The organism is Microbacterium sorbitolivorans (assembly GCF_003327285.1).
Lineage (GTDB): Bacteria > Actinomycetota > Actinomycetes > Actinomycetales > Microbacteriaceae > Microbacterium > Microbacterium sorbitolivorans.
In genome coordinates, this window is record NZ_KZ848477.1 from 1 (window position 1) to 23,972 (window position 23,972).

Sequence of the window (23,972 nt, forward strand, 5' to 3'; positions counted from 1 at the left end):
AGGTCTTTCGGATGGGCGAGTGTAGGAACTTCCATCTTCGGAAGACCTCGACCTCATTGCGGCGACCGCCACGCCGCCCGCGCATCCAGCCTCGCGCTACACCCTCAAACGCGAAGAGCCGCTTTGACCTGTTTTATGGCCTCGTCCCACGGTAATACGCCGTGATAACTCGCCATCATAGTCTCAACAACCACGCGCAACGGGTCGGGCTGTTCACTCATCTTGCTGACTCACTCTCATTTCAACAGGCGGTTTGCTTGGGCGTGGAGAACTGGTTACACGCTAAGCAGAACCACTGACATTCGAAGCGCCACGCTTCGTATGGTGCTCCGTCGCTGCTAGAACAGCCCGCGCTGAGCATGAAGCTCGGCAAACGACGCGGCCTCCTGCGCACGCGCGATATCGGCGTGCGTGAGCTCGCCATCAAGGCTGAACAACCATCCGAGCTTGTCGCCGCTGAGTTTCCCCGCCTGGCCGAGCTCAATCATCTTCATCCATGCAGATAGACCGATGACGACGCCCTGGCAGCCAATACGCTGCGCAAGCTCACGCGCTCGCGCCCCCGCGTTCTTCGACAGGCTTCCGGCGAGAAAGACCCAAAAGCGCAGGTCATCTCCGCCGTCGCCGGAATACTTCTCGACGTACTCACGCATCGCCCTGTCGTGTCCCGAAGGCAGAGAATACTCGCCACCGTACGCCTTCGTATCGATGATGCCGCGCCATTCCCCCGGCTTACGCACGACGATGTCGGGCTCGCGACCAGTTTGTCCAACGCAGGTTGCCTCAAGTTTGAAGACTCGCCGGATGATTTCGGCGGTTGCCTGTTCGAACTCTCGCGGAGCGTTACGGTCGCTCGATGTGACCAACGATTGGTAGTGCAGAAGGTACGAACTCAGGGTGCGGTCGGTCCCCAGAATCCGGCGCGCGACCTTTTCGACCTCGCCATGACTGAACTGCGTCTCGCCAACAAGCCGATCAACTATCTCGCTAGTCGCGCCGTCGATCAGTAGCTCGTTCTCGGCCCAACGGGTGAGCACCGTGTTGACCTGTCGATAGACAATCTCGCTCCGCGGCAACGCCTTGCGCGCAGTGGTGAGGTTGCGCGTGTCCTTCTTCTTCTCATCGGTCAGACCGTACGCCCGTTGGAACTTGTCCACGTTATCGGGGCTCGGGATGAGCTTTGCATCGCCGTACTTCGCGACGAGTGCCTCCGCTTCCGTTACGAGGCTGTCGGGGAGCGAGATCTTTCGCTTGCCCCGCTCGATGACTCCAGTAATCTCCAGCCAGTTGAAGGCGGTGTTGGCGATGTCAAAGAGGCGTTTCTGCAACGCGTCGAACGTGTCGTCGGGCTTTCCATACCTCGCAACGAAGTCGTCTTCGTCAATCCCGTTCCGCGCGTACTCGGCGAGAAGGCCAGCGATCCGCTCGGCTTCCTTTGCACTATCACTCACGCCCTCGACCATCACCACGAATGCCATGTCGTCGATCGTCAGCGATCCACCCAATCCAGGATGTAGGAGGAGCCGCAGCACAAGAACCATCGGCCGGAGACGGAAACGCTCCTCAATACCGATCTGCAGCGAGTACGGTGACGGGTACTGAAAACGCATCACCTGATGCTTGAGAACGTCAATCGGACGGCTGCCTTCAGCAAGCGTCTGGCCAGCGATCGTCAGCTCAAGACGCTTGGTCTCCGAACTGTCGAATGCGAGCCCCAGGCTCCGTACCAGCGCCGCGTGCGTACGTCCGCCGGACCCCGAGGCATCACGGCGAGCGCCCGGGCGCTTAATGCCTTCACGCTCGAGACGTTCCTCGAAAGCGATGTGTTGCTCGCGCTTGCCGGCCCACTCATCTCCGCCAGCGACCTCGTGGAGAGCCGTGACGGTCAAAGGCAGGCGGTAGAGCTTTCGCTGGGGGCGAGAGAACATCCAGTACGGCATCGATGTCGGCACGACACCAGCATACCGTCGGAAATCACAGCGAGATTTGGTCGCCCTCCGGCAGGAATTCCACGAGCGACGGTTCGACCGATTCGTACTCGATTCCTGCGAAGCTCTTCATGACGGCCTCGAAGATAATCTGTGCACCACGCGGCGGAACGGCCATGCCGACCTGCTTGCGTACGGACTCTTTGTTTCCCTTGAACTCGAAGTCGTCGGGGAAAGTCTGCAGACGCGCTCGCTCACGATTAGTCAGTGCACGCGGCTCAGACCAGTGGTAGATGTGCGTGCCCCCGCCGCCGGAGCCGGTAACGGTGTAGGCGGGCTTCTTCGAGTCGAGTCGACGGTAAATCGAGGAAAGCTTCGTACGCGTGTTGATTTTCAGATGCTCTGGCATGTTCTCCACCCAGGCGTTGCCGCCTTCGGGGATGTGCTCCAGCCGCTCAATGACACGCGCTGTCTGCTTCGTAAGTTCCTGGTTTGTGGCCCACTTCGGAATTCCGGAGAGCGCCGTCTTTGTCGTCACATCTGCGTCAGCATACGGAGCTGGGCTCGGGATCTTGAACTCGACGTCGAGGTCGTTTCGGATACCGATCACGATCATGCGATGACGCGCCTGGGGAACGCCGTACTGCTCAAACTTGTAATAGTGCGGGTACAGGCGGTAGCCGGCATCGATCATGTCGCGGAAGATCTGACGGAGCTCAGCACCCCCGCCCGAGCGAATCCCGCCAACGTTCTCCGCAAGGAACCAGGAAGGCTGGAACTGCCGAAGCGCTTCCACGCCGTACGTGTATAGAGGACCGAATGTACCCTCGAACCCGCGACGCTCGCCAACGGCGCTGAAGTCGTTGCATGGGAAGCCGAAGGACAGTGCGTCGATGCCGCCGAGGTCATGAAGCACCTTGTAATCAAGCTCACGGATGTCTCCGTGGATCACGGACTCAGCCGCTTCGTTGCCCACAACGTTGGTGGCGTAGGTGTTGCACGTATCGGCGTCGTAGTCAGTCGCCCACTGGTGAACAATCTTCGAACCAGGAACGGCCGCCATCTTCGCGCCGATGCCGAGGCCACCGGGCCCCGAAAACAGCTCACCCATGCGGAAGATGCGAGTCGTCGATTCGTCGACAGCGGCGCTATCGTGAGTGCCTTCAACCTGCATCGTCATCGCAACGCTCCTTAACTTCGTGACTGGCGCCCAGCTTGCCGAGCGCCCTCCAACGTACCTTTTTGCACCTGAGATTGCAGCTCGCAGCGCCGCAGAGGACACAACGCCAACAGATGCGAACTTATGCCCGCACCGAGCAGCTTACACGAACAAAACTACGAGGAACCACTGACAAACGAAGGCGACGAGTCGAAATCCCGCCAGGACGCGCCGTAGCCCCTACATCCCCACCGCATCATGCTCACGCACCCGCGCCAGCTCAATCCCACCATCGCCCAGCCGCCAGTAGTGCAGCCGCCGGGCACTCGGAGTATTGCGCTCAATAGCGCACCGGTAGGCGTCGGCGCCGTCGGATGCGCGCACGAGGTAGGGCGATCCGCCCGCGTCTGACGTGCGCAGCCGGTGCACCTCGCGGCTGTCGAGCGAGGCTGCGCGGCCCGTCAGCACGTCGACGATGGCGCGCATCGTCTTGTCGAATTGGTCGTCGGTGAGGGCCGCGAGGTCCTGCTCGAACGACGGCCCGACGCCAAATGGTCCCAGCGGCAGCGCCGCCTTCTCCCCCGCCGGCACCCGCGCGACCCATGCGAGCCGCACCTCGTGGCGGATCCAGTCTTCGAAGGTGCCCCACGCATCCCGGCGCTCGTCGCGCGGCTGGCCGCCGACGCGCGCCTCGAGTGCGCGCACCTTCTTCTCCGCGTCCACGCGGGCACGATCGGCCTCGACACGGGCGCGCTCCGCCGCGGCCTTCGCCGTGCGGAGCTCCTGCAGCGAACGCTCGACGGCGTGAAGCTCGCGCTCGAGCTTGGTGACCCTCTCCGGATCCGGTGCCCGCCGCGGCGGCGCCGACGCGGATCCGACCCGGGCCATCGCCGAATGCAGCACGGTGATCCCCCGCTGCAGCTCGCGGAACTCGACGCGCAGGCGGCGCAGTTCGTCGAGCACGACGTCGTGATCGGGCGCCTGCACGACCACGGGCGTGGTGATCGGCTCGACGACCTCTTCTTCCTCATCGACCTCGTCGTCGTCCTCGGGCTCGCTCAGCCACGGCACCCCGCCCGCGACGAGAGCCGGCGGCGGGGTCAGCGTTCCGTCGACGTCGACGAGCGAGAGGCGCAGGCCCGTCTCCTCCCAGAACACCCCGACGTGCACGACGTCGCCGACGGCGACGATCTCGTCGACGCGGTCATCGTCGTCGGTCTCGTCGACGAACACGTCGCGCTTGCGCAAGACGACGTCGTCGACGCCGGGGTGGATCCGGATCGATGCGCGCTTCGGCGTCGCCGCCACCACGAGCCCCAGCGTGACGCACCCGCTCGGCAGGCTCGCCGGGGCGAACTCCGCGCGCGCGACCCGCAATCGGTGGTCGGCGAGCACGCCCGGCACCGTGGATCCGACCGCGAAGTACTCGTGCGGGTTATCGACACCCTCGACCTCGACGCGCGCATACTCGCCGTCGCTGAGCTGCGCGAGCACGCCCGTGTTCGCGTCGGAGCGCATGATGCGCCCCGTGACGATCTCCGGATCCTTCGGCCGCGTCGGCAGCGACACCGACATCGGCACGTCGCTGAGCAGGTCGTCGATCGTGTCGCTGCCCGCGAACCGCAGGCGCCCGACCTCGGTCGCCGAATAAAACACGCGGGCCGCGCCGTCGAAGACGCGCGTGTGAAGCGGATCCGCTTCGAGCCGGCGCGTGACATCGCCGGTTTCGAGTGTCACGACATCGGCGAAGCGCCCCACGCGGCTCGCGGCGATGTCGGGATCGAACGCGTACGCGCCCCCGAAGGTGTTACTGATCGCAACGATAGGGCGCACGAGGCCCCGCAAAATCTCATCGATGAGGGCATCTGCGTCGGTGATCGTTGCGATGTGGCGCATACCCCTACGCTAGTGGCGCTACTGCTCGGCGAGCGCTCCGGCGCGCTCGGGGTGGTCGGCAAACCAGTCGGCGACGTACCAGCACACGGGCAACGCCTTCTTACCCTCGGCCTCGATCGCGTCGACCGCGCGCTCGGTGACGACCGCCGCGTATCCGTGCCCGCGCTTCGCCGGATTCGTGAACGCGCGGGTGAGGGCGACCACGTCACCGTTCACGCGATACTCGAGCACGCTCACCAACTCGCCGTCCTTGCGCAGCTCGTAGCGCGAGTGGTCGGGGGCATCAGAAAAGCTGAAATTTTCGGTCACATTACCCATTGTGCGTCACATACTTTGACACATTGCGAGACGCTAGGCAACAATTGCTCACATGACGACATATTCGCTGATTCTGTCCGCCCGGGAGGCGAACGGAGTGACCGGTGCGATGATGCACGGTCCCATCAGCGTGTGTCGAATGTGCCGCTGACGCTTCCGGACCCCACCCAAATCCCCTTTTGCGCGGTACTCTCGCTACGTGAGTAGCTGGCAGAGCGCGCCCGTCGAAACGGCCACCTTGTGAACGACCAGTCCTCCCCTGCCATCCCCACGACCACCGAGCCCCGCGGCTTCGCCCTCTACGTCGGTCTCGACGAGGCGACCGCGGCCGCCGATGGCGTCAGCCTCAACATCATCGTCGACGCCCTGCGCCGCACGATCTCCGAGCTCTCGCCCCGCGCCGAAACCTACGCGACCGTGGCGCTCGCGCCGAAGTCGACCGGCGGGCGCGACATCGACGTCGTGCGCCTCGCCCTCAAGGAGCCCGGCGCCGTCGCCCGCGCGAAGCAGGCCTCGCCGAGCCGCGACACGAACATCGGCGTGAACGTCGACATCTCGCGCAAGCGCGTCGAAATCGACGGCGAGAACGCCGCGCTCACCTATAAGGAGTTCGAGCTGCTGCAGTACCTCGTGCTCCGCGAGGGCCGCACCATCGAGCGCACCGAACTCGTCGACGCCCTCTGGCAGGCCGGCGACGACGGAGCCCCCGGCGAGCGCACCATCGACGTGCACGTGCGCCGCCTGCGCTCGAAGCTCAGCCGCTACGAAGACATCGTGCGCACGGTGCGCGGCATCGGCTACCGCTTCGACCGCCACGCCGACGTCACGATCCGCTACGGCGCCGGAGCCCCCTCGCCCGACCGCTTCTAGTTCGTTTGTCGGAGGTTCCGCCTACCGTTTTGGGTATGGAACCACTGCAGACCGTCTATCGCCCACGGGCGCGGTTCGACCTGCACGCGACCGTCGGCGGGTTCCAACGCGGCCCGGGCGATCCCACCCAGCGCAGCTCGGGCGGGGTCATCTGGCGCGCAGTCCGCACGCCCGCGGGCGTCGCGACGCTCGCCCTCTCGCAGCAGAGCGACGGATCCGTTCGCGCGGCATCGTGGGGATCCGGCAGCGGGTGGGCGATCGCGCAGGTGCCCGCGCTCTGCGGCGGGCTCGACTCGCTCGACGGGTTCGATGCCTCGCTGCACCCGCTGATCGCCGACGCGCATCGCCGCAACGCGGGCCTGCGAATCGGGCGCACCGATCTCGTCTTCGATGCCTTCGCGCAGGCGGTCATCGAGCAGAAGGTCACCGTGCGCCAGGCGTTCCGCGTGTGGCGGCGCATCGTCACGTGGCACGGTGAGCGCGCGCCGGGGCCGATCGTGCTGTTCGCGCCGCCGGCGTCGTGGCGCGGGATCCCGTCGTGGTCGTGGCACCGCGCGGGCCTCGAGCCACCGCAGTCGAAAACGCTCGTTCACGCGGCGACGCGGGTCGAAGCGCTCGAGCGCGCGGCGCGGTGGGCCGGAACTTCGGAGATGACCCCGAAGTGCGTCGATTCCGCGCCTCCGGATCCGCAGTTCGGGACCACCTCCGCAGTTACGGATCCCCTCCTCTCCTTCCCCGGGGTCGGCCCGTGGACGGCAGCGGAAACGCGGATCCGCGCGCTCGGCGACCCCGACGCCGTCAGCGTCGGCGATTATCACCTCGCGCATCACGTGGGCTACGCGCTCACGGGCTCGCGCGTCGACGACGACGGCATGCTCGAGCTACTCGAGCCGTGGCGCGGGCACCGGCAGCGGGTCATTCGGCTCATCATGGCGTCGGGCGCGGCCGAGCCGCGGCGAGCGCCGCGTCTACACGAGGAAGACCACACCTCGCGATGACAGCAACGGGCAGAATGGAGGCATGTCTCCTCGGCTGAAGAAGTGGCTCCTCGCGATCGCGCTCTTCGCGCTGAGCGTGCTCGTGGGCTCGATCCTCGGCAGCGCGTGGCTCGGCGTTGCCCTCGGCGTGCTCGTCGGCATCGGCGTGGTTATCGCGATGTCGTCGAAGGCCGGAGGCAATCAGGGCATCTACGACCGCGACGACGACGGGGCCGAGCTGTAGCCTCCCAGGCTCCCCACAGAGTAGGTGTCGATATGCTTAACAAGCCTTAAACACAGGCGCGATTGGCGCAGCGGTAGCGCACTTCCCTGACACGGAAGGGGTCACTGGTTCGATCCCAGTATCGCGCACAGACGAAAACCCCTCGGAATCCCGAGGGGTTTTCTTGTTGCGTCCGGGCTTTTACCTGTGCGCGCTCCTGCCTCTGACCGGCATCGACGACCTGCCGCACGCGGTCGCGGTCGCATCCGTGCCCGACGCACCGCAGCTACGGGATCCGGCGGCCCGCGCATGCGAACGTCGAGCTCGCGCGGCGATACCCGCTCGAGGAGGGACGACACGCCGCCATAGTCGCTCTCAGGAACGCGTTCCGAGGACGTAGTACGATGGTTCTCACGCGGATGTAGCGCAGTTGGTAGCGCATAACCTTGCCAAGGTTAGGGTCGCGAGTTCGAGTCTCGTCATCCGCTCCATAAACAAGAGCCCCGGTTTTCGAACCGGGGCTCTTGTGGTTTACACCCCCAGGTGCCCGAAGAGCACCTCGCGCGGCGTGCCCGCGGGCTCCTCCGCGAGGATCCGCCCGTCGCCGATCACGAGGATCCGGTCGGCGAGCGCGATCGCCTCGTCGACGTCGTGCGTGACCATGAGGATCGACGGGCGATACTTCTCGTGCAGCTCGCGCAGGAGCGCGTGCATCGCGCGGCGCGTCAGGGCATCCAGCGCGCCGAAGGGCTCGTCGAGTAGCAACAGTTCGGGCTCGCGCACGAGCGCGCGGGCGAGCGAGACGCGCTGGGCCTCGCCACCCGAGAGCGTCAGCGGCCACGCGTCCGCGCGACCCGCGAGATGCACGGCGTCGAGGATCCGCTCGGCGCGGGCGCGCTCGCGCGGATCCATGCCGAGCAGCACGTTCTTCCAAACCGGCATCCAGGGCAGGAGGCTCGCGTCCTGGAACCCGAAGCCGACCTCCCGCGGCACGTCGATCTCGCCTTCGGCGCCTTCGAGGCCGCCGAGGATCCGCAGAAGGGTCGATTTTCCGGATCCGCTACGCCCCAGCAACGCGACAATCTCGCCGGGTGCGACGTCGAGGTCGACGCCGCGCAGAATCTCACGCCCGTCGTAGGTTTTGCGCACGTTGCGCACGGTGATGGTCATGCTGCCCCTGTCGCTAGGTGCGGAAATGAGCCCGTACTGCGGAGTTTTTACCCGGATTGCTCCGCAGTTCGGGGCCAGCTCCGCAGTTCTGGGCCAGGCACCATGGGCGCGAGCCCTATCTGCGGAGATGAACCCAAACTGCGGATCCACATCAAGGTTTCCTCCGCAGTACGGGGCCACATCCGCAGTTGCTGCCGCGCGGCCCCCCACGCCCGCGAGCCCTAACTGCGGAAGTGAGCCATTACTGCGGAGTTCTCGCCCGGAATGCTCCGCAATACGGGGCCAGATCCGCAGATTGGGGCCAGGCACCATGCGCGCGAGCCCTACCTGCGGAGATGAACCCAAACTGCGGATCCACATCAGGGATCCCTCCGCAGTTCGGGGCCAACTCCGCAGTTGCGGCCACGCGGCCCTCACGCGCCCGAGCCCTAACTGCGGAAGTGGGCCCAAACTGCGGATTTCTTGCCCTAATTGCTCCGCACTTCGGGGCCAGATCCGCAGATTGGGGCCAGGCACCACGCGCGCGACCCCTACCTGCGGAGATAAGCCCAAACTGCGGATCCACATCGGGGATCCCTCCGCAGTTCGGGGCCAAGTCCGCAGCACAGGGCCAGGCCCCCTACCCCTCAACCCAGGTCCTGACATCGGCAGTGGCCGAAGACGTGTCGATCACGCCGTCGGTCATGCCCTGCTCGGCGAAGAATGACGCGAGCTCGGCGAACTCGGCGGCGAATTCCTCGTCGGCGGGGGCGATGGTGGGCACGCGGTGGGAGATGATCGCGTCGGCGACGGCGTCGCTCACTCCGGCGTCGCGGTAGGCGTCGGCGAGGATCGACGGGTCGGCCACCACCTCGTCGGCGCAGGCGACGAGCCCACGGTAGAGCGCGTTGACACCCGAGGGGTGCGCGTCGGCGAATTCGCGCGAGACCACGTGCACGCTCGGGTTCTGCGCGCCGAAGTCGCCGGCGTAGGCGACGAGGGTCGCGCCGAGGTCGACCTGGGCGGATACGAGGTACTGATCCCACGTCGCCCACGCATCGACCTGCCCCGACGAGAACGCCGTCGCGGCGTCGGCGGGCGCGAGGTTCACCGCCTCGACGTCGTCGATCGACATGCCGTGCTCGTCGAGGGCCTTCCGCAGCAGGTAGTCGCCCGTGCCACCCTCGTTGATCGCGACCGTGTGGCCGGCGAGATCCTCGATCGAGGCGATGCCGGATCCGGCCGCCGCCACGATTCCCTGCGAATCGTTGTCGTTCTTCTCGACGGCGACGATGACGAGATCCGGGTTGCCGGCGAGCGCCGTGAGCACGCCCGTCGCGCCGCTGGATCCGACGTCGATGTGCCCGGCGGCGAGCGCCTCCGCCGCCGGCGCGAACGCGGGGAAGGGATCCGACGCGGTGACGGATCCGCCGACCTCCTCGACCGGCTCGTCGAGGCCGCCCGACGCCTGGCACAGCGTGAGCACGTTCTGCGTGGTGAGGGCGCCGACGCGCAGGTCGAAATCGTCAGTGGCGGTGTTCGTGGCGGGTGCGCACCCGGCGAGCAAGAGGACGGCGGGAACAACAAGAAGGCGCTTCATGACACTCCTTTATAGGGGCGCAGCACGCGCGACTCGAGCGCGCGCACAGCAAGATCGGTGAGTAGGCCCAGCACGGCGTAGACGACGATGCACACCATGACGATGTCGGTGCGACCGAAGGTGCGGGCATGGGTGAGCAGATAGCCGACGCCGCTCGCGGCGTTGACGGTTTCGGCGACAATGACGGCGACCCAGGCGACGCCCGTCGCGAACCGCAGCCCGACGAGAATCGAGGGCGCGGATCCGGGGAGCAGCACGTCGCGCACCGTGCGCCAGCGGCCGAGCCGGTAGGCGCGGGCGACGAGCAGGGCCTTGCGGTCGACGCCGCGCACTCCCCCGACGGTGTTGAGGTACATCGGCACGACGACCGCGAGCGCGACGAGCACGATCTTCGGCGTCTCGCCGAGCCCGAACCACAGGATGAGCAGCGGGGTCAGCGCCGTGAACGGGATGGTGCGGATCGCCTGCATCGGCCGATCCACGACGTCGCGCGCGATCGCCGAGAAGCCCGCCGCGAGCCCGAGCGCGAGCCCCACGACGACGCCGATCGCGGTGCCGACGAGCACGCGGGCGAGGCTCACGAGCAGGGCGATCGGCAGGGATCCGTCGGCGATCATCTCTCCCGCCGTCGCGACGAGCGACGCGGGGCCGGGCAGGGTGCGCGGGTCGAGCAGGCCCGCCGAGGCGAGCGCCTGCCACACGGCGACGAGCGCGATGATCGACAGCCACGGGCGGAGCCCCGCCCACAGCCGCCGCGTCATGCGATCGCGGCGCGGGCGAGCACGTCGGCGGGCTGGATCCGCGACAGCTCGTCGAGGAAGTGCACCGCGAAGCTGCCCGGGCCCTCGGCGCGGGCGGCGGCATCCTCGGAGGCGATGCAATAGGTCGCGGTCGCGGCGACGGCGGCCTCGAACGGATCCGCGACCGCCGCAAACGCCGCCATCACGGCGCCGAGCGCGCAGCCGCCGCCGGTCACGCGCGTGAGCAGCGCGGATCCGTTATCGATGCGGGCGGTGCGGGATCCGTCAGTGATCAGGTCGATCGGGCCGGAGACGGCGACGACGGATCCGTGATCGCGCGCGATCGCCTCGGCCGCGCCGGCCGCGGCCTCGACGTCGTCGGTCGAGTCGACGCCGCGCCCGCCGCTACCGGAGCGCGCGAGGGCGAGGATCTCGGACGCGTTGCCGCGGACGATCGTCGGTCGGCGCGCGACAAGGGTGTGCGCGAGCGGGGTGCGCACGGGCGCGGATCCGATGGCGACCGGATCCAGAACCCACGGCGTCCCGGCGTCTGCCGCCGCCTCGGTCGCCTCGAGCATGGCGTGGCGCTGCTCGGATCCAGGGGTCCCGAGGTTGACGAGCAGGCCGGAGGCGTGGCGCGCGAACGGACCCGCCTCGACCGGGATGTCGACCATGGCGCCCGCGGCGCCGAGCGCGAGCAAGACGTTGGCCGTGAACCCGGTCACGACGCGATTGGTGATGACCTGCACGAGAGGGGTGCCCTCGCGCAGGGTTGTCAGGGCAGTGGCCGAAGCCGTGGAAAGCGCAGAATTCATCGTGCGCGACATCCCTCCGCTAGTACGAACTAGTTCAGGTTCGACGGGTGTGATCTCAGCCGCGCAGCGGCACCCCGTGTCACGTGGTTTTCACTCAGATGTCTACCAGACTTCACTCCGCACCCCAAAATTTGGGCGTTCTCACCTCCCTCGGAGGAGATTCACACAACCCCGTCGTTATCAAGTCGTTACCAAGCGGGATTCATTCACGTGGATCCGCTTGCTGGTGCGGATCGCGGCGGTTTCGGCGCCGTTCCCAGGTTCGCGGCTTGAAAATCCCGATCCGAACCTAATTTCGGGCACCATCACGCGTTCTCTTAGCAACCGTAAATAACTGCGGGTGAAGGTCGTATCCGGCGTTCACCCGGTCTAGTCGATGCCGCCTCGGGCCACTCGTTACGAACGACTCCCGTGCGCCGACCCCGACCGATTTGGATATCTCCCCCGCATGAACCAGCACGAAACCGCCACGAAGTCCCTGCTCTTGAAGTCGCACCGCGAGCGCACCGCGCGCCGCTCGAAGCGCACCGCGATCATCACCGGATCCGTCGCCGCCGCGCTCGTGATCGCCGGCGCTGTCGCGACCGGCACCACCGCGATCGCCGCCGAGTCGGGCCCGCGCAACGCCGTGACGGTCGAGCTAGCGACCGGCCGCGTGGCCGACCAGGCCCAGGCCGCGATCGATGCCGCGCAGAGTGTCATGGAGCGCGCCGCCGACGACAACATCGACACGCCCCACCTCGAGGATCGCGTGGCGGAGCTCGCCGAGTACGCAGCCACCCCGTCGACGATCGTCGAGGCCCGCACGGCGCGCGTGATCGAGCTGACCGAGACCGTGACCGAGAAGGCCACGGCGTACGAGAAGCAGGTCGCCGAGGAAGAGGCGAAGGCAGAGGAGGAGGCCGCGGCCGCCGCCGTTGCCGCCGCCGAGGCTCAGGCCGAGGCAAACACCCCCGAGGGCGCCAAGGCCACGGCCCGCTCGATCATGTCGTCGACGTACGGCTGGGGCGACGACCAGTTCGCGTGCCTCGACTCGCTCTGGACGAAGGAGTCGGGCTGGAACTACCAGGCCTCGAACGCCTCGAGCGGTGCGTACGGCATCCCCCAGTCGCTGCCCGGCAGCAAGATGAGCACGGTCGCCGACGACTGGGAGACCAACGCCACGACGCAGGTCACCTGGGGCCTCGACTACATCTCGCGCGCCTACGGCACCCCCTGCTCGGCCTGGGCCCACAGCCAGTCGGTCAACTGGTACTGAGCGCCCTCAGTAGTAGACCGCGAGGGGGCCGTTCGGGCCGTCGATCACCGTGACCGGGGTCTCGAAGACCTCGGTGAGCACCTCGTCGGTCAGGATCTCGTCGGGCGTTCCGAAGCGCGCGATCTGGCCGTTCTTCACGGCGCAGATGCGGTCGGCGTAGTGGCCGGCGAAGTTGATGTCGTGCAGCACGATGACGATGGTGCGGCCGAGCTCGATGGCGGCGCGCTTCAGCTGCTGCATCATCTGCACGCTGTGCCGCATGTCGAGGTTGTTGAGCGGCTCGTCGAGCAGCACGTAGTCGGTCTCCTGGCACAGCACCATCGCGACGTAGGCGCGCTGGCGCTGCCCGCCCGACAGCTGGTCGAGGTATCGCCCCTCGAGCGCGCCGAGGTCGAGGAAGTCGATCGAGCGGCTGATGATCTCCTCGTCCTCCGCCGTCAGGCGCCCCTTCGAGTAGGGGAAGCGCCCGAAGCCGACGAGCTGGCGCACCGTCAGGCGGGTGACGAAGTGGTTCTCCTGGCGCAGGATCGAGACGACCTTCGCGAGATCCTTCGACGCGGTGGATCCGACGTCGTACCCGCCGATCTCGATCGTGCCCTCGTCGATGCCGAGCAGGCGCCCGATCATCGTCAGCAGCGTCGACTTGCCGGCGCCGTTGGGCCCGACGAGCGCGGTGATGCCGCCGCCCGGGATCTGAACGTCGACGGGGCCGATCGCGACCTCGCTGCTGTACTGCTTGCGAACCGCGGTAAGTGAGATCACAGCCGGCCCTTTCTGAGGATGACGATGAGGAAGACCGTGCCGCCGACGAGCTCGATGATGACCGAGACGGCGCCCTGCGCCGCGAAGACGTTCTTGATGATGAAGTACGCGCCGCCGAGCACGCAGAACCCGGTGAGCACCGCGACCGGGAAGATCTTGCGGTGATCGTAGGTGTCCGCGAACTGGTACGCGAGCGTCGCGACGAGGAAGCCGAGGAAGGTTATCGGCCCGACGATCGCGGTCGATACGGCCATGAGGATCGACACGAGGAAGAGCGTGAACATCAGCTGGCGCCGGTACGACAGGCCGAGGCTCGTCGCCGCCTCCTTGCCAAGCGCCATAACGTTGAGGCGGCGGCTACTGATCCAGATCAACACGACGGCGACGAGCATGAGCGGGATCGCGATCGGCAGGTAGTCGGCGTCGGCGTTCGAGATGCTGCCGAGCAGGCGCGCGGTGAGGACGTCGAACTCGCTCGGCGTGAGCAGGCGCTGCATGAAGGTGGCGACGGATCCGAGCCCCGCGCCGATGATGATGCCGACGAGCAGCATGATCTGCAGATTGCCGTACTTGCCCGAGAGCAGCCATCCGTACAGCGCGAGCGAGAACCCGACCATGAGGCCGATCTGCAGCAGGAATTGCGGGACGCCCTGCAGCAGGACGATGCCCGAGATGCCAAACAGAAAAACGGATCCGGTTTGCACGACCCGATAGAGCGATTCGAACCCCATGATCGACGGCGTGATGATGCGGTTGTTCGTCACGGTCTGGAACGCGACGGTCGCGACGGCCTGACAGATCGCGACGACGGCGATGACGATGAGGCTCGTGGTGCGGAGCTTGGCGATGCGCCAGAATCCGTCGGTGCCGACGGGCATGGGGTTGTCCCACGCGAGCAGGCCGGCGACGATGCCGAGGGAGAGCAGGGCCAGGACCCCGATCACGAGCGCGTATCGGCGGCGCGCGTGCGGGGTCGGGAGGGCGCGGGAGCTGCGGATCACGTCAGCCATGTCGGCGCTGCCTCAGGAGCAGGAAGATGAACACGGCGGCGCCCACGACGCCGAGGATGAGCGATACCGGAACCTCGAACGGCATGATGATCGTGCGGCCGATGAGGTCGCAGACCGTGACGATCGCGATGCCCGTGAGGGCGACCCACGGCAGGTTGCTGCGCAGATCGTCGCCGCGAATCATCGAGACGATGTTCGGCACGATGAGCCCGAGGAAGGGCAGGTTGCCGATGACGACGGTGACGACGCCGGTCGCGACCGCGATCATGCCGGTGCCGAGCAGGATCACGCGCTCGTAGTTCATGCCGACGTTCGTCGCGATCTCCTTGCCGAGGCCCGCGACGGTGAAGCGGTCGGCGGCGACGAAGATGGCGATGGCGACGAGGAGCACGATCCACAGCGGCTCGTACTGCCCGCGGAACACCGACGTGAAGCTTCCCGCGAACCAGACGCCCATGCTCTGCAGCATGTCGGTCTGCAGGGCGACGAACGTCGAGATGGATCCGACGACCGCGCCGAGCATGATGCCGATGATCGGGACGATGAGCGATGAGCGCAGCGAGACGCGGCGCAGGATCAGGAAGAACACCATCGTGCCGACGAAGGCGGCGATGCTCGCGCCGGCCATCTTCGTCAGGATCGAGGCCTTCGGCATGAGGATCATGACGGCCAGCAGGCCGAGGCCGGCCCACTCGGTCGTGCCGGTCGTGGTCGGCTCGACGAAGCGGTTCTGCGTGAGCAGCTGCATGACGAGGCCCGACATGGCCATCGCGCCGCCGGCGAGGACGAGCGCGATCGTGCGAGGGATCCGCGTCATCGTGAACATCTCAGCGCCGTCGTCGGCGCCGAAGATGTCGTAGACGCCGGTAAACAGAGAAAGCGCGAGCAACGCTACGACGACGAGGATCCCGATGAGGAGCTTCGCGTCGAAGAGTTTCGCGCGCGTGCGTGTGGAGTTCATGAACCGTTCCAGCACCATAGCGGGGCGCGATGACGCGCCCCGCTATGAAGGGTCTTACTTGGCAGCTTCGAGAGCGTCGGCGAGCTCGTTGAAGAACTCGGTGTAGGTCTGGATGCTCTCGTTCGTGTAGGTGTCGGCCGGCATGTAGACGACCTGGGCGTCCTTCACGGCGGTCACGTTCGCGAGGGGCTCAGAGGCCTCGATGACGTCGGCGCCCGCAACGTACTCGGGGTCATCGGCACTGACTGCGGCGTCGCGGTCCATGACGAGCAGCCAGTCAGGGTTCGAGTCGGCGATCGCCTCGACCGAGATGTCGTCGCCCTGGTGGTCGGTCGACGAGTCGTCAACCTCGAGGGCCGGGGTGAGGCCCAGCAGGTCGTAGAGCGGGCCGAAGGTGCGGCCGACGCCCGGGGCCGAGTAACCGATCTCGCCACCCGAGGTGATGACCGACATGACGCTGTCTTCGCTGTCGTAGGCGGCCTTCACGCGCTCGACGGCGGCGTCGAAGTCTGCCTCGATCTGCTCGGCCTCCGCCTCCTTGCCGAAGATCTGGCCGAGCACCTCGACCTGGCGCTTGAGCTCGGCGTCGAAGGCCTCGTCGTCGCGCGGGTCGAGCGAGAGCACCGTGGCGTCGGGAACGAGCTCGGCGATCTGCTCCTCGAACTGCGTGAAGCGCTGGCCGTTGATAACGACGTCGGGGTCGACGGCAACGATCGACTCGAGGTCGGGCTCGCGGTGCGAACCGAGGTCGATGATCGACTCGTCGTCCTTGTACGAGATGGTCGTCGGCATGAGCGAGCGTGCCGCCGCGGTGAGCTCGATGCCCCAGTCGTCGAGCGTCTGGAAGGTGCGGTTGTCGGTCGCGACGACCGATTCGACCGGCAGCTCGATGGTGTGCTCGCCGTTGTTGTCGGTGATCGTCACCGACGTGGCAGCTTCCGTCGTGCTCTCGGCGGCGCTATCTTCGGCGGCGGCCGTGTCGTCGGAGGCGCAGCCCGCGAGAACGAGGGCCGAGGCCGCGACGAGGGAGAGCGCGGAGAGCGGGCGGATCATGCTCATAGGGGATCACTCCAGGGGTTTTCAGGCGCACAAAAGTCGCCTATATGTGAGAGGGAAACCGGGCGACGCATACGCTCGTGGGATGCGGTTCGCGCTGAAGATAAGGCCAACCTCACCCGGTGAACATAGGCTAACCTAACTGTCATGACGTCGTCGAACCCCGTTACCAATTCGTTCTCTCTCGAGAAGGAAATGGTCGACCTGCACTTCCGAGCCGCGCGCCTCACCAACCGCTACTTCGCGACGGAGAGCTACGTGCGCGTTCGCGTCGAGGGCGACGCGCTCGCGGGCTTCGGATCCGCCTCCGGAATCGACGACCACGTACGCATCTTCCTGCCGCCCTACGACGCGGCGGAGAGCCCGATCGCCGACCTCCCCTCGGGCGAGGAACTCCGCGCCTACCCGAGCCGCGAGTTCACCCCGGTCGAGTGGGGCACGACGGAGGACGGCGTGCCGTACCTCGACCTCGAGTTCGCCCTGCACGGCGACCTCGAGTCGCCGAAGGCCCCCGAAGACGACCACGGGGTGGCAAGCCACTGGGCCGTCCACGCGCCCATCGGATCCGCGATCGGGGTCGGCGGGCCGCGCGGCACGACCCGCATCGTCGGATCGCCGAACGGCTGGCTGCTCGCGGGCGACGAGACGGCGATCGCGCAGATCCGCCGCTACGCGGCGGCGATCCCCGAGGACGTCCCGGCCCTGATCCTCATCGAGGTGCGAAACGGCGCCCACCAGGTCGACATCGAGACGACCGCCCCGGTCGCCTACGTGCACCGCGGATCCGATGGAGTCCCCGGATCCGCGCTCGCGTCGGCACTGCTGGCGCTCGACGAGGACGACAAGCCGGGCGAGGATCCGTTCGTCTTCATCGCCGCCGAGCAGTCGATCGTGAAGCCGGCGCGCGACCTCGCGGCCCGCTGGAACGTCGACATCGAGCGCGCGGTGATCAAGGGCTACTGGAAGAGTGGCGACACGGAGTACCACGCAGCCCACTAATCACCCGTAACCCAAAAGGAGGGACCCGGATCCAAAGGATCCGGGTCCCAATCTTTTGTATGGAACGCAGCGAAGCGCCCGTGCGCTCGGCCCCGCTGGCATCGGGCCTGGCGGTGAGGATCCGCCCCGCGGATCCGAGGGGACTGCGGGGCCGAGCGCACGGGCGCGCAGCGACTAAGCGCGGTTCGAGAAAGCCGAGTCGAACAGCGCAGAAGGCGGCGTAATAGCGTTCAGAGAACGCACGAACGGAAGCGCCTCGGCAGCGCCCTGGAGGCGGTCCATTCCGGCGTCTTCCCACTCGACGCTGGTGGGCCCGTCGTACCCGATGTAGTTGAGGGCGCGGAAGATCTTCTCCCACGGAACCTGGCCGTGCCCGGTGGAGACGAAGGTCCAGCCGCGGCGGGGGTTGTCCCAGGCGAGGTGGGATCCGAGAACGCCGTTGCGGCCGTCGAGCGCCGTGACGGATTCCTTTACGTGCACGTGGAAGATCTTGTCGGCGAAGTCGAGCACGAACGGCACGGGGTCGAGCTGCTGCCACATGAAGTGGGAGGGGTCGAAGTTGAGGCCGAACCCGGGGCGGTCGAGCACCTCGAGGGTCTTCTTCGCGGTCCAATAGTCGTAGGCGATTTCGGACGGGTGCACCTCGAGGGCGAAGCGCACGCCCTCCTCCTCGAACACGTCGATGATGGGGTTCCAGCGGTCGGCGAAGTCCTGGTAGCCGGCCTCGATGACCTCGTCGGAGACGGGCGGGAACATCGCGACGTACTTCCAGATCGCGGATCCGGTGAAGCCGGTGACGGTCTTCACGCCGAGGCGCGCGGCGATGCGGGCGGTGTTCTTGAGTTCCTCGGCGGCGCGCTGGCGCACGCCCTCCGGATCCCCGTCGCCCCAGACCGCGGAGGTGAGGATGTCGCGGTGGCGGAAGTCGATGGGGTCGTCGCAGACGGCCTGCCCGGTGAGGTGGTTGGAGATCGCCCACACCTTGAGGCCGTTCTTCTCGAGGATGGCGAGGCGGTCGGCGATGTAGGCGTCGTCGTCCCAGCGGGAGGGGTCGAGGTGGTCGCCGCCGCAGGCGATTTCGAGGCCGTCGTAGCCCCATTCGCCTGCGCGCTGGCAGACTTCCTCGAAGGGCATGTCGCCCCACTGGCCGGTGAAGAGTGTGATCGGACGTGTCATGTTCTTCTCCTTTAGATCTGGACCCAGCGCGAGTCGTCGTCGCTGCTCGCCTCGACGGCGTCGAGGACGCGCTGCACCTGCACGCCGTCGTCGAAGGTGGGGGTGGGGATGGTGTCGTTCGCGATGGCGTCGACGAAGTCCTTCACCTGGTGGCTGAAGGCGTGCTCGTAGCCGAGCATGTGGCCGGTCGGCCACCAGCCCTCGAGGTAGGGGTGGCCGGGCTCGGTGACGAGCACTCGGGTAAAGCCCTGGCCGAGCTCGTCGGCGGTGAGGTCGTAGACGTGTAGCTCGTTGAGGCTCTCGAGGTTGAAGGCGATGGCGCCCTTGTCTCCCGAGATCTCGACGGAGAGCTCGTTCTTGCGGCCGGTCGCGAAGCGCGTGGCTTCGAACGCGGCGAGCGCGCCGTTCTCGAGGCGGCCGGTGAAGATGGCGACGTCGTCGACCGTCACAGGCGCCTTCTCGTCGCCGCCCTTACCGGCGATGCCGACGCGCTCGGTCTCAACGGGGCGCTCCTTGACGATGGTGTCGATGACGCCGGAGACCTTCGTGACCGACAGGCCCGTGAGGAACTGGACGAGGTCGATCGCGTGGGCGCCGATGTCGCCGAGCGCGCCGTGGCCGGCGAGATCCTTCTGCAGGCGCCACGAGAGCGGGGCCTCGGGGTCGACGAGCCAATCCTGGCGGTACGCGGCGCGCACCTGCTGTACGTTGCCAACTTTGCCCTCGGCGATGAGGTCACGGGCACGGGTGAGGGCGGGCACGCGGCGGTAGGTGAAGCCGAGCATCGCCTTGGCGCTGCTCTCGCGCGCGGCCTCGGCCATCGCGTCGGCGTCTTCACCGGAGTTTGCGAGGGGCTTCTCGCAGAGCACGTGCTTGCCGGCCTTGAGCGCGGCGATCGCGATCTCGTGGTGCGAGTGGCCGGGGGTGACGATATCGACGATGTCGATGTCGTCGCGGGTGACGATGTCGCGCCAATCGGTGGCCGATTCCTGCCAGCCCCACTTCGCGGCGGCGTCGGCGACGGCCTCCTGGTTGCGGCCGACGATGACGGCCATCTCGACGTCGCGCGGCAGATCGAACACGCGCGGCGCCGTGCGCCACGCCTGTGAGTGCGCGGCACCCATGAATCCGTATCCGATCATTGCTACTCGCAGTGTGCCGGCCATAGGCCTTCCTTCCTGGTTTCGTCAGCGGGGCGCCCTCCGGCACCCCGCTGACGTGGGGGTGGTACTTCGGCTACGACTGAAACGCCAGGTCGTAGAACTCGTCGACGTTCTCGGACGTGACGACGGGGGCGTCGAGCACGATGCGCGACGGGACGCTCGGCGTGACGAGGTCAGCCATGACGTTGCCCTGCGCGAGCATGCGGGCGAGCGCGATCCCGTCGGCGGCCTGCGTCGACGGGTAGATCACGGTGGCCTCCATCGGCGTGCCGCCGGCCTTGATGAGGTCCATCATGTTCTGGCTGCCCGCGCCGCCGACCATGAAGAAGTCATCGCGGCCCGAGTCGTTGACGGCGGCCATGACGCCCACGCCCTGGTCGTCGTCGTGGTTCCAGATCGCGTCGATGTGCGGGTTCGCCGTCAGCAGCTGCGCCGCGGCCTCCTGTCCGCCCGCGACCGTGAAGTCGGCGGCCACGCGGGGGCCGACCTCGAGGCCGCACTCTTCGAGCGCGTGGCTGAAGCCCTCGCTGCGGTCCTGCGTCAGCGGCAACGAGTCGATGCCGGCGATCTCGGCGACGATCGGGTTGTCGACGCCGTCGAGGCGCTCACACATGTACTCCCCCGCGCTCACGCCCATGCCGTAGTTGTCGCCCAGCACGGTGATGCGCGAGGCGTCGGGGTTGCTGAACTCGCGATCGACGTTGATCACCGGGATCCCCGCTTCCATCGCGGCGAGCGCCGCCTGCGTCAGCGAGGCGCCGTCGCTCGGCAGAACGACGATCGCGTCGACGCCGTCGTTGACGAACTGCTCGATCGCCGCGATCTGCTGGGTCACGTCGTTGGTGCCCTCCGCCTGGCGCAGCTCGACGTCGTCGAACTGCGCGGCGGCGTTGATCGCGCCGGTGTTGATGGCGCCAAGCCATCCGTGGTCGGCCGCGGGGCCCGACCATCCGATGACGACCGTGCCACCGGATCCGGTATCGCTGTTTGTGGTGGTGTCGGTCGAGCCGCCGTCGGTGGTGGTCTCGTTGCCGTCCGTTGCCTCGGTTCCGTCGCTCGTGCAGGCAGCCAGGAGGCCGATTGCCGCGACAGCTGCAAATCCGGAAAGTAGCGCCCGCTTATGCGTCGCTCGCCATGTCTGCATGATTCCTCCTTGAATAGTGCAGGTGACGCCGATCAGGTCCGCGGGCGCCGCGCGCCCCCGGATACTGTCCGTCTCGACGAGGCTGACGCTAACAGAGCCCGTGCTCAATGTACACCTTTTGCATGAAAGTTGGCAAAAGTATTTTTCGGCTGTGGCGGCGCTTTTCTGCGGGATGGCTTCTCGCGGGCACCCCTTCCGGGCGTCTCAACCGCATGTTATGTTCATCGCGTGATCAAAGACGACCACTCGAATCCGCTGTTGACGATCCACGGCCTCACGAAGAGTTTTGGCCCCGTGGTCGCGTTGCGCGGCGTCGACCTCGACGTGCTTCCGGGTGAGGTGCACTGCCTCCTCGGCCAGAACGGCGCCGGAAAGTCGACGCTCATCAAGGTGCTCGCCGGCGTGCACGGCCACGACGAGGGCACCATCACGTGGCACGGCGAAGAGACCCACATCGCGAGCCCGCAGGAGGCGCTCGACCTCGGCATCGCGACGATGCACCAGGAACTCGACGTCATCGACGGGCTCACGATCGCCGAGAACATCTTCCTCGGGCACGAGCTCGACAGCGCGGGCTTCACGAAGCGCGCGCAACAGAACGCGCGCACCCGCGCGATCCTCGAGCGCCTGGGTCACGGATCCCTGTCGCCCAACACCGAGGTCGGCTCGCTGAGCGCCGCCGAGAAGCAGATCGTGAGCATGGCGCGCGCCCTCTCGCACGACATCGAGCTCATCGTGATGGACGAGCCGTCGGCGGTGCTCGATTCGGAGGAGGTCGAGAACCTCTTCCGCGTCGTGCACGAGCTCACCTCGCAGGGCGTCGCCGTGATCTACATAACGCACCGCCTCGCCGAGATCCGCGCGATCGGCGACCGCATCACGGTGCTGAAAGACGGATCCTCAACCGCGAGCAACCTGCCGGTCGCCGACACCCCCACCGACGAGCTGATCCGCCACATGACGGGCCGCACCGTCGCCAACGTCTTCCCCGAGCGCCCCGGCGTCTCCCCCGCCGCGCCCGTCATCCTCAACGTCGACGGGCTCCGCCTCGACGGCGTCTTCGACGACATCTCGTTCCAGGTGCGCGCCGGCGAGGTCGTCGGCCTCGCGGGCCTCGTCGGATCCGGCCGCAGCGAGATTGTCGAAACCGTCTACGGCGCGCGGCGCGCGAGCGGCGGATCCGTCACCGCGCACGGATCCGTGCTGCCGCGCGGATCCGTTTCGGCCGCGATCCGCGCCGGCATGGGGCTGAGCCCCGAGGAGCGGAAGTCGCAGGGGCTACTGCTCGGCGAGCCCATCTTCAAGAACGTCACGCTGTCGTCGTTCGCGGCGATGGCACACGCCGGCTGGCTCGACGAGAGGGCCGAGAAGGCCGCCGCCGACGAGCAGATCGACGCGCTCGAGTTGCGGCCCGCCGACTCGACGCGCGCGGCCGGAACGCTGTCTGGCGGCAACCAGCAAAAGATCTTGCTCGCGCGGTGGCTCGTGCACGGCAGCAGCATCCTCCTGCTCGATGAGCCGACCCGCGGAGTCGACGTCGGGGCCCGAGCCGAGATTTATTCGCTGATCCGCCGCCTCGCCGACGCCGGCAACGCCATCGTCGTGATCTCGAGCGAGATCGAGGAGGTCATCGGCCTCGCCGACACCGTGCTCGTCATCGGTGACGGGCGCCTCCTCACCACCATCGCAGCGTCTGAGATCAACGAGCACGACGTGCTCGATCTCGTCATGAAAGGAACCGCGGCGTGAGCACGCAGACCATCACCCCCGACGCGGCGCCCTCCGCGCTGCAACGCTTCTTCTCCGGATCCGCGGCCCGCAACCTAGGCCTCGTGATCGCGATCGTCGTGATCTGGGTCATCGGCGCTATCACCGGCGGCGAGAACTTCGCGAGCTTCGACAACATGATGGTCGTGCTGCGCCAGGCATCGGTGCTCGGCGTCGTCAGCATCGGCATGACCTTCGTGATCCTCACCGCCGGCATCGACCTCTCGGTCGGCGCGGTGCTCGGCCTCGCCTCGGTCGTCGCGACGCTCGATTCGGTGAAGGAGATCGTCGCCGAGTCGCACTGGATCGTCATGGTCGTGCTCGCGCTCCTCACCGGAACCGTCGCCGGCCTCATCAACGGCGTCGTCATCGCCTACGGCAAGGTGGTCGCGTTCATCACGACCCTCGCGATGATGGTCGGCGCGCGCGGCCTCGCCGAGCTCATCTCCGACAACCGCACCCTCGTGATCTCCGACCAGAGCTTCATCCGCGCGTTCAACATCGACCTGCTCGGCATCGACATGTCGATCTGGATATTCGCGGCCGTCGCCGTCGCCGGATGGGTGCTGCTCAACCGCACCACCTTCGGCCGCCGCACCGTCGCGATCGGCGGCAACCTCGAAGCCGCGCGCCTCAGCGGCATCAAGGTCAAGCGCCACACCATGTGGGTCTACGGACTCGCGGGGCTCTGCACCGGCATCGCGACCGTCATGCTGATCGCCCGCACGAGCGCCGGGACCTCGGTGCACGGAAGTCTGCTCGAGCTCGACGCCATCGCCGTCGTCGTGGTCGGCGGCACCCTGCTGACCGGCGGCCGCGGCACCATCTTCGGCACCGTGCTCGGCGTGCTCATCTTCGGCTTGCTGAACAACGTGTTCGTGCAGAACAACCTGCCGTCGTCGACGCAGGCCATCGTGAAGGGCGTCATCATCGTCGTCGCCGTGCTGGTGCAGCAGCGCTTCGCGTCGCGCCCGGGTAGGTGATCCCTCGTGTGGCGGGTA

General features: G+C 67.1%; 22 protein-coding genes, 2 tRNA genes and 1 riboswitch. Of the genes, 9 read left to right on the forward strand and 15 right to left on the reverse strand.

Translation table 11 applies throughout. The annotated features are described in order from the left end of the window. Positions 1–338: 338 nt before the first annotated feature. From DTO57_RS13075 to DTO57_RS13090, 4 genes are all read right to left on the reverse strand, one after another. A complete protein-coding gene (locus DTO57_RS13075) occupies positions 339–1,952 on the reverse strand; it encodes a restriction endonuclease FokI C-terminal domain-containing protein (RefSeq protein ID WP_162785778.1) in 1,614 nt (537 codons plus the stop codon). Positions 1,953–1,974: 22 nt separating this feature from the next. Further along, positions 1,975–3,108, reverse strand: a complete 1,134-nt coding sequence (locus DTO57_RS13080) for a DNA cytosine methyltransferase (protein ID WP_222843276.1) — start codon at positions 3,106–3,108, stop codon at positions 1,975–1,977. A 219-nt stretch (positions 3,109–3,327) separates the two neighbouring features. Next, complete coding sequence (locus tag DTO57_RS13085; protein WP_114118695.1) at positions 3,328–4,983, reverse strand: hypothetical protein; 1,656 nt, start codon at positions 4,981–4,983, stop codon at positions 3,328–3,330. 18 nt (positions 4,984–5,001) lie between these two features. After that, on the reverse strand, positions 5,002–5,301 hold the full coding sequence (locus DTO57_RS13090) for a GNAT family N-acetyltransferase (protein ID WP_114118696.1): 300 nt from the start codon (positions 5,299–5,301) through the stop codon (positions 5,002–5,004). Positions 5,302–5,541: 240 nt separating this feature from the next. Here DTO57_RS13090 and DTO57_RS13095 point away from each other — a divergent pair, with 240 nt between their 5' ends. The 5 genes from DTO57_RS13095 to DTO57_RS13115 all read left to right on the forward strand — a co-directional run bounded on the left by DTO57_RS13095 (position 5,542) and on the right by DTO57_RS13115 (position 7,862). Continuing rightward, positions 5,542–6,171, forward strand: coding sequence for a winged helix-turn-helix domain-containing protein (locus tag DTO57_RS13095; RefSeq protein ID WP_229730646.1), 630 nt, complete (start codon positions 5,542–5,544; stop codon positions 6,169–6,171). A gap of 35 nt (positions 6,172–6,206) precedes the next feature. Next, a complete protein-coding gene (locus DTO57_RS13100) occupies positions 6,207–7,169 on the forward strand; it encodes a DNA-3-methyladenine glycosylase family protein (RefSeq protein ID WP_114118698.1) in 963 nt (320 codons plus the stop codon). Between the two features lie 22 nt (positions 7,170–7,191). Continuing rightward, complete coding sequence (locus tag DTO57_RS13105; protein WP_114118699.1) at positions 7,192–7,392, forward strand: hypothetical protein; 201 nt, start codon at positions 7,192–7,194, stop codon at positions 7,390–7,392. A 56-nt stretch (positions 7,393–7,448) separates the two neighbouring features. Continuing rightward, positions 7,449–7,520 (forward strand) — tRNA-Val (locus DTO57_RS13110). A gap of 266 nt (positions 7,521–7,786) precedes the next feature. Continuing rightward, a tRNA-Gly gene (locus DTO57_RS13115) sits at positions 7,787–7,862 on the forward strand. A gap of 40 nt (positions 7,863–7,902) precedes the next feature. Here the strand turns inward: DTO57_RS13115 and DTO57_RS13120 are convergent. The 4 genes from DTO57_RS13120 to thiM form a co-directional block, all read right to left on the reverse strand. Next, a complete protein-coding gene (locus DTO57_RS13120) occupies positions 7,903–8,541 on the reverse strand; it encodes an ABC transporter ATP-binding protein (RefSeq protein ID WP_114118700.1) in 639 nt (212 codons plus the stop codon). Positions 8,542–9,160: 619 nt separating this feature from the next. Next, positions 9,161–10,120 carry an NrtA/SsuA/CpmA family ABC transporter substrate-binding protein gene (locus tag DTO57_RS13125; protein WP_114118701.1) on the reverse strand — a complete coding sequence of 320 codons (960 nt, stop codon included), beginning with the start codon at positions 10,118–10,120 and terminating at the stop codon, positions 9,161–9,163. Then, complete coding sequence (locus DTO57_RS13130; protein WP_114118702.1) at positions 10,117–10,881, reverse strand: ABC transporter permease; 765 nt, start codon at positions 10,879–10,881, stop codon at positions 10,117–10,119. Before DTO57_RS13130 ends, DTO57_RS13125 begins: the two co-directional genes overlap by 4 nt. Continuing rightward, the gene (thiM, locus tag DTO57_RS13135; protein ID WP_114118806.1) at positions 10,878–11,675 is read right to left on the reverse strand and encodes a hydroxyethylthiazole kinase; all 798 of its coding nucleotides are present in this window, start codon (positions 11,673–11,675) and stop codon (positions 10,878–10,880) included. Before thiM ends, DTO57_RS13130 begins: the two co-directional genes overlap by 4 nt. Then, positions 11,670–11,762, reverse strand: a riboswitch (TPP riboswitch). Its footprint overlaps the gene before it by 6 nt. Positions 11,763–12,123: 361 nt before the next feature. Here thiM and DTO57_RS14430 point away from each other — a divergent pair. After that, positions 12,124–12,933 carry an aggregation-promoting factor C-terminal-like domain-containing protein gene (locus DTO57_RS14430; protein WP_162785780.1) on the forward strand — a complete coding sequence of 270 codons (810 nt, stop codon included), beginning with the start codon at positions 12,124–12,126 and terminating at the stop codon, positions 12,931–12,933. A 6-nt stretch (positions 12,934–12,939) separates the two neighbouring features. On the opposite strand, the gene DTO57_RS13145 is transcribed toward DTO57_RS14430, so the two are convergent. From DTO57_RS13145 to DTO57_RS13160, 4 genes are read right to left on the reverse strand one after another with little or no spacing between them, the layout of a single operon-like run. Then, a complete protein-coding gene (locus tag DTO57_RS13145; RefSeq protein WP_114118703.1) occupies positions 12,940–13,695 on the reverse strand; it encodes an iron ABC transporter ATP-binding protein in 756 nt (251 codons plus the stop codon). Further along, the gene (locus DTO57_RS13150; protein ID WP_114118704.1) at positions 13,692–14,705 is read right to left on the reverse strand and encodes an iron chelate uptake ABC transporter family permease subunit; all 1,014 of its coding nucleotides are present in this window, start codon (positions 14,703–14,705) and stop codon (positions 13,692–13,694) included. Before DTO57_RS13150 ends, DTO57_RS13145 begins: the two co-directional genes overlap by 4 nt. Then, positions 14,698–15,666, reverse strand: coding sequence for an ABC transporter permease (locus DTO57_RS13155; RefSeq protein ID WP_229730647.1), 969 nt, complete (start codon positions 15,664–15,666; stop codon positions 14,698–14,700). The genes DTO57_RS13150 and DTO57_RS13155 overlap by 8 nt, the downstream gene beginning before the upstream one ends. 54 nt (positions 15,667–15,720) lie before the next feature. Next, the gene (locus tag DTO57_RS13160; protein WP_114118706.1) at positions 15,721–16,725 is read right to left on the reverse strand and encodes a siderophore ABC transporter substrate-binding protein; all 1,005 of its coding nucleotides are present in this window, start codon (positions 16,723–16,725) and stop codon (positions 15,721–15,723) included. A gap of 144 nt (positions 16,726–16,869) precedes the next feature. Here DTO57_RS13160 and DTO57_RS13165 point away from each other — a divergent pair, with 144 nt between their 5' ends. After that, a complete protein-coding gene (locus DTO57_RS13165; RefSeq protein ID WP_114118707.1) occupies positions 16,870–17,721 on the forward strand; it encodes a siderophore-interacting protein in 852 nt (283 codons plus the stop codon). A 174-nt stretch (positions 17,722–17,895) separates the two neighbouring features. Here the strand turns inward: DTO57_RS13165 and DTO57_RS13170 are convergent, their stop codons facing one another. The 3 genes from DTO57_RS13170 to DTO57_RS13180 form a co-directional block, all read right to left on the reverse strand. Further along, entirely contained in the window at positions 17,896–18,897 is a 1,002-nt protein-coding gene (locus tag DTO57_RS13170) for a sugar phosphate isomerase/epimerase family protein (protein ID WP_114118708.1), read from the reverse strand. An 11-nt stretch (positions 18,898–18,908) separates the two neighbouring features. After that, the gene (locus tag DTO57_RS13175; protein ID WP_229730648.1) at positions 18,909–20,063 is read right to left on the reverse strand and encodes a Gfo/Idh/MocA family protein; all 1,155 of its coding nucleotides are present in this window, start codon (positions 20,061–20,063) and stop codon (positions 18,909–18,911) included. Between the two features lie 70 nt (positions 20,064–20,133). Beyond that, positions 20,134–21,204 (reverse strand): substrate-binding domain-containing protein, encoded by a 1,071-nt coding sequence (locus DTO57_RS13180; RefSeq protein WP_114118710.1) that lies wholly within the window; start codon positions 21,202–21,204, stop codon positions 20,134–20,136. A gap of 228 nt (positions 21,205–21,432) precedes the next feature. On the opposite strand from DTO57_RS13180, the gene DTO57_RS13185 reads away from it, so the two are divergent. Together DTO57_RS13185 and DTO57_RS13190 are read left to right on the forward strand one after the other, a co-directional pair. Beyond that, positions 21,433–22,953: a sugar ABC transporter ATP-binding protein gene (locus tag DTO57_RS13185; protein ID WP_229730649.1), complete on the forward strand. Its 1,521-nt coding sequence runs from the start codon at positions 21,433–21,435 to the stop codon at positions 22,951–22,953. After that, the gene (locus DTO57_RS13190; protein ID WP_114118711.1) at positions 22,950–23,954 is read left to right on the forward strand and encodes an ABC transporter permease; all 1,005 of its coding nucleotides are present in this window, start codon (positions 22,950–22,952) and stop codon (positions 23,952–23,954) included. Before DTO57_RS13185 ends, DTO57_RS13190 begins: the two co-directional genes overlap by 4 nt. Positions 23,955–23,972: the final 18 nt, after the last annotated feature.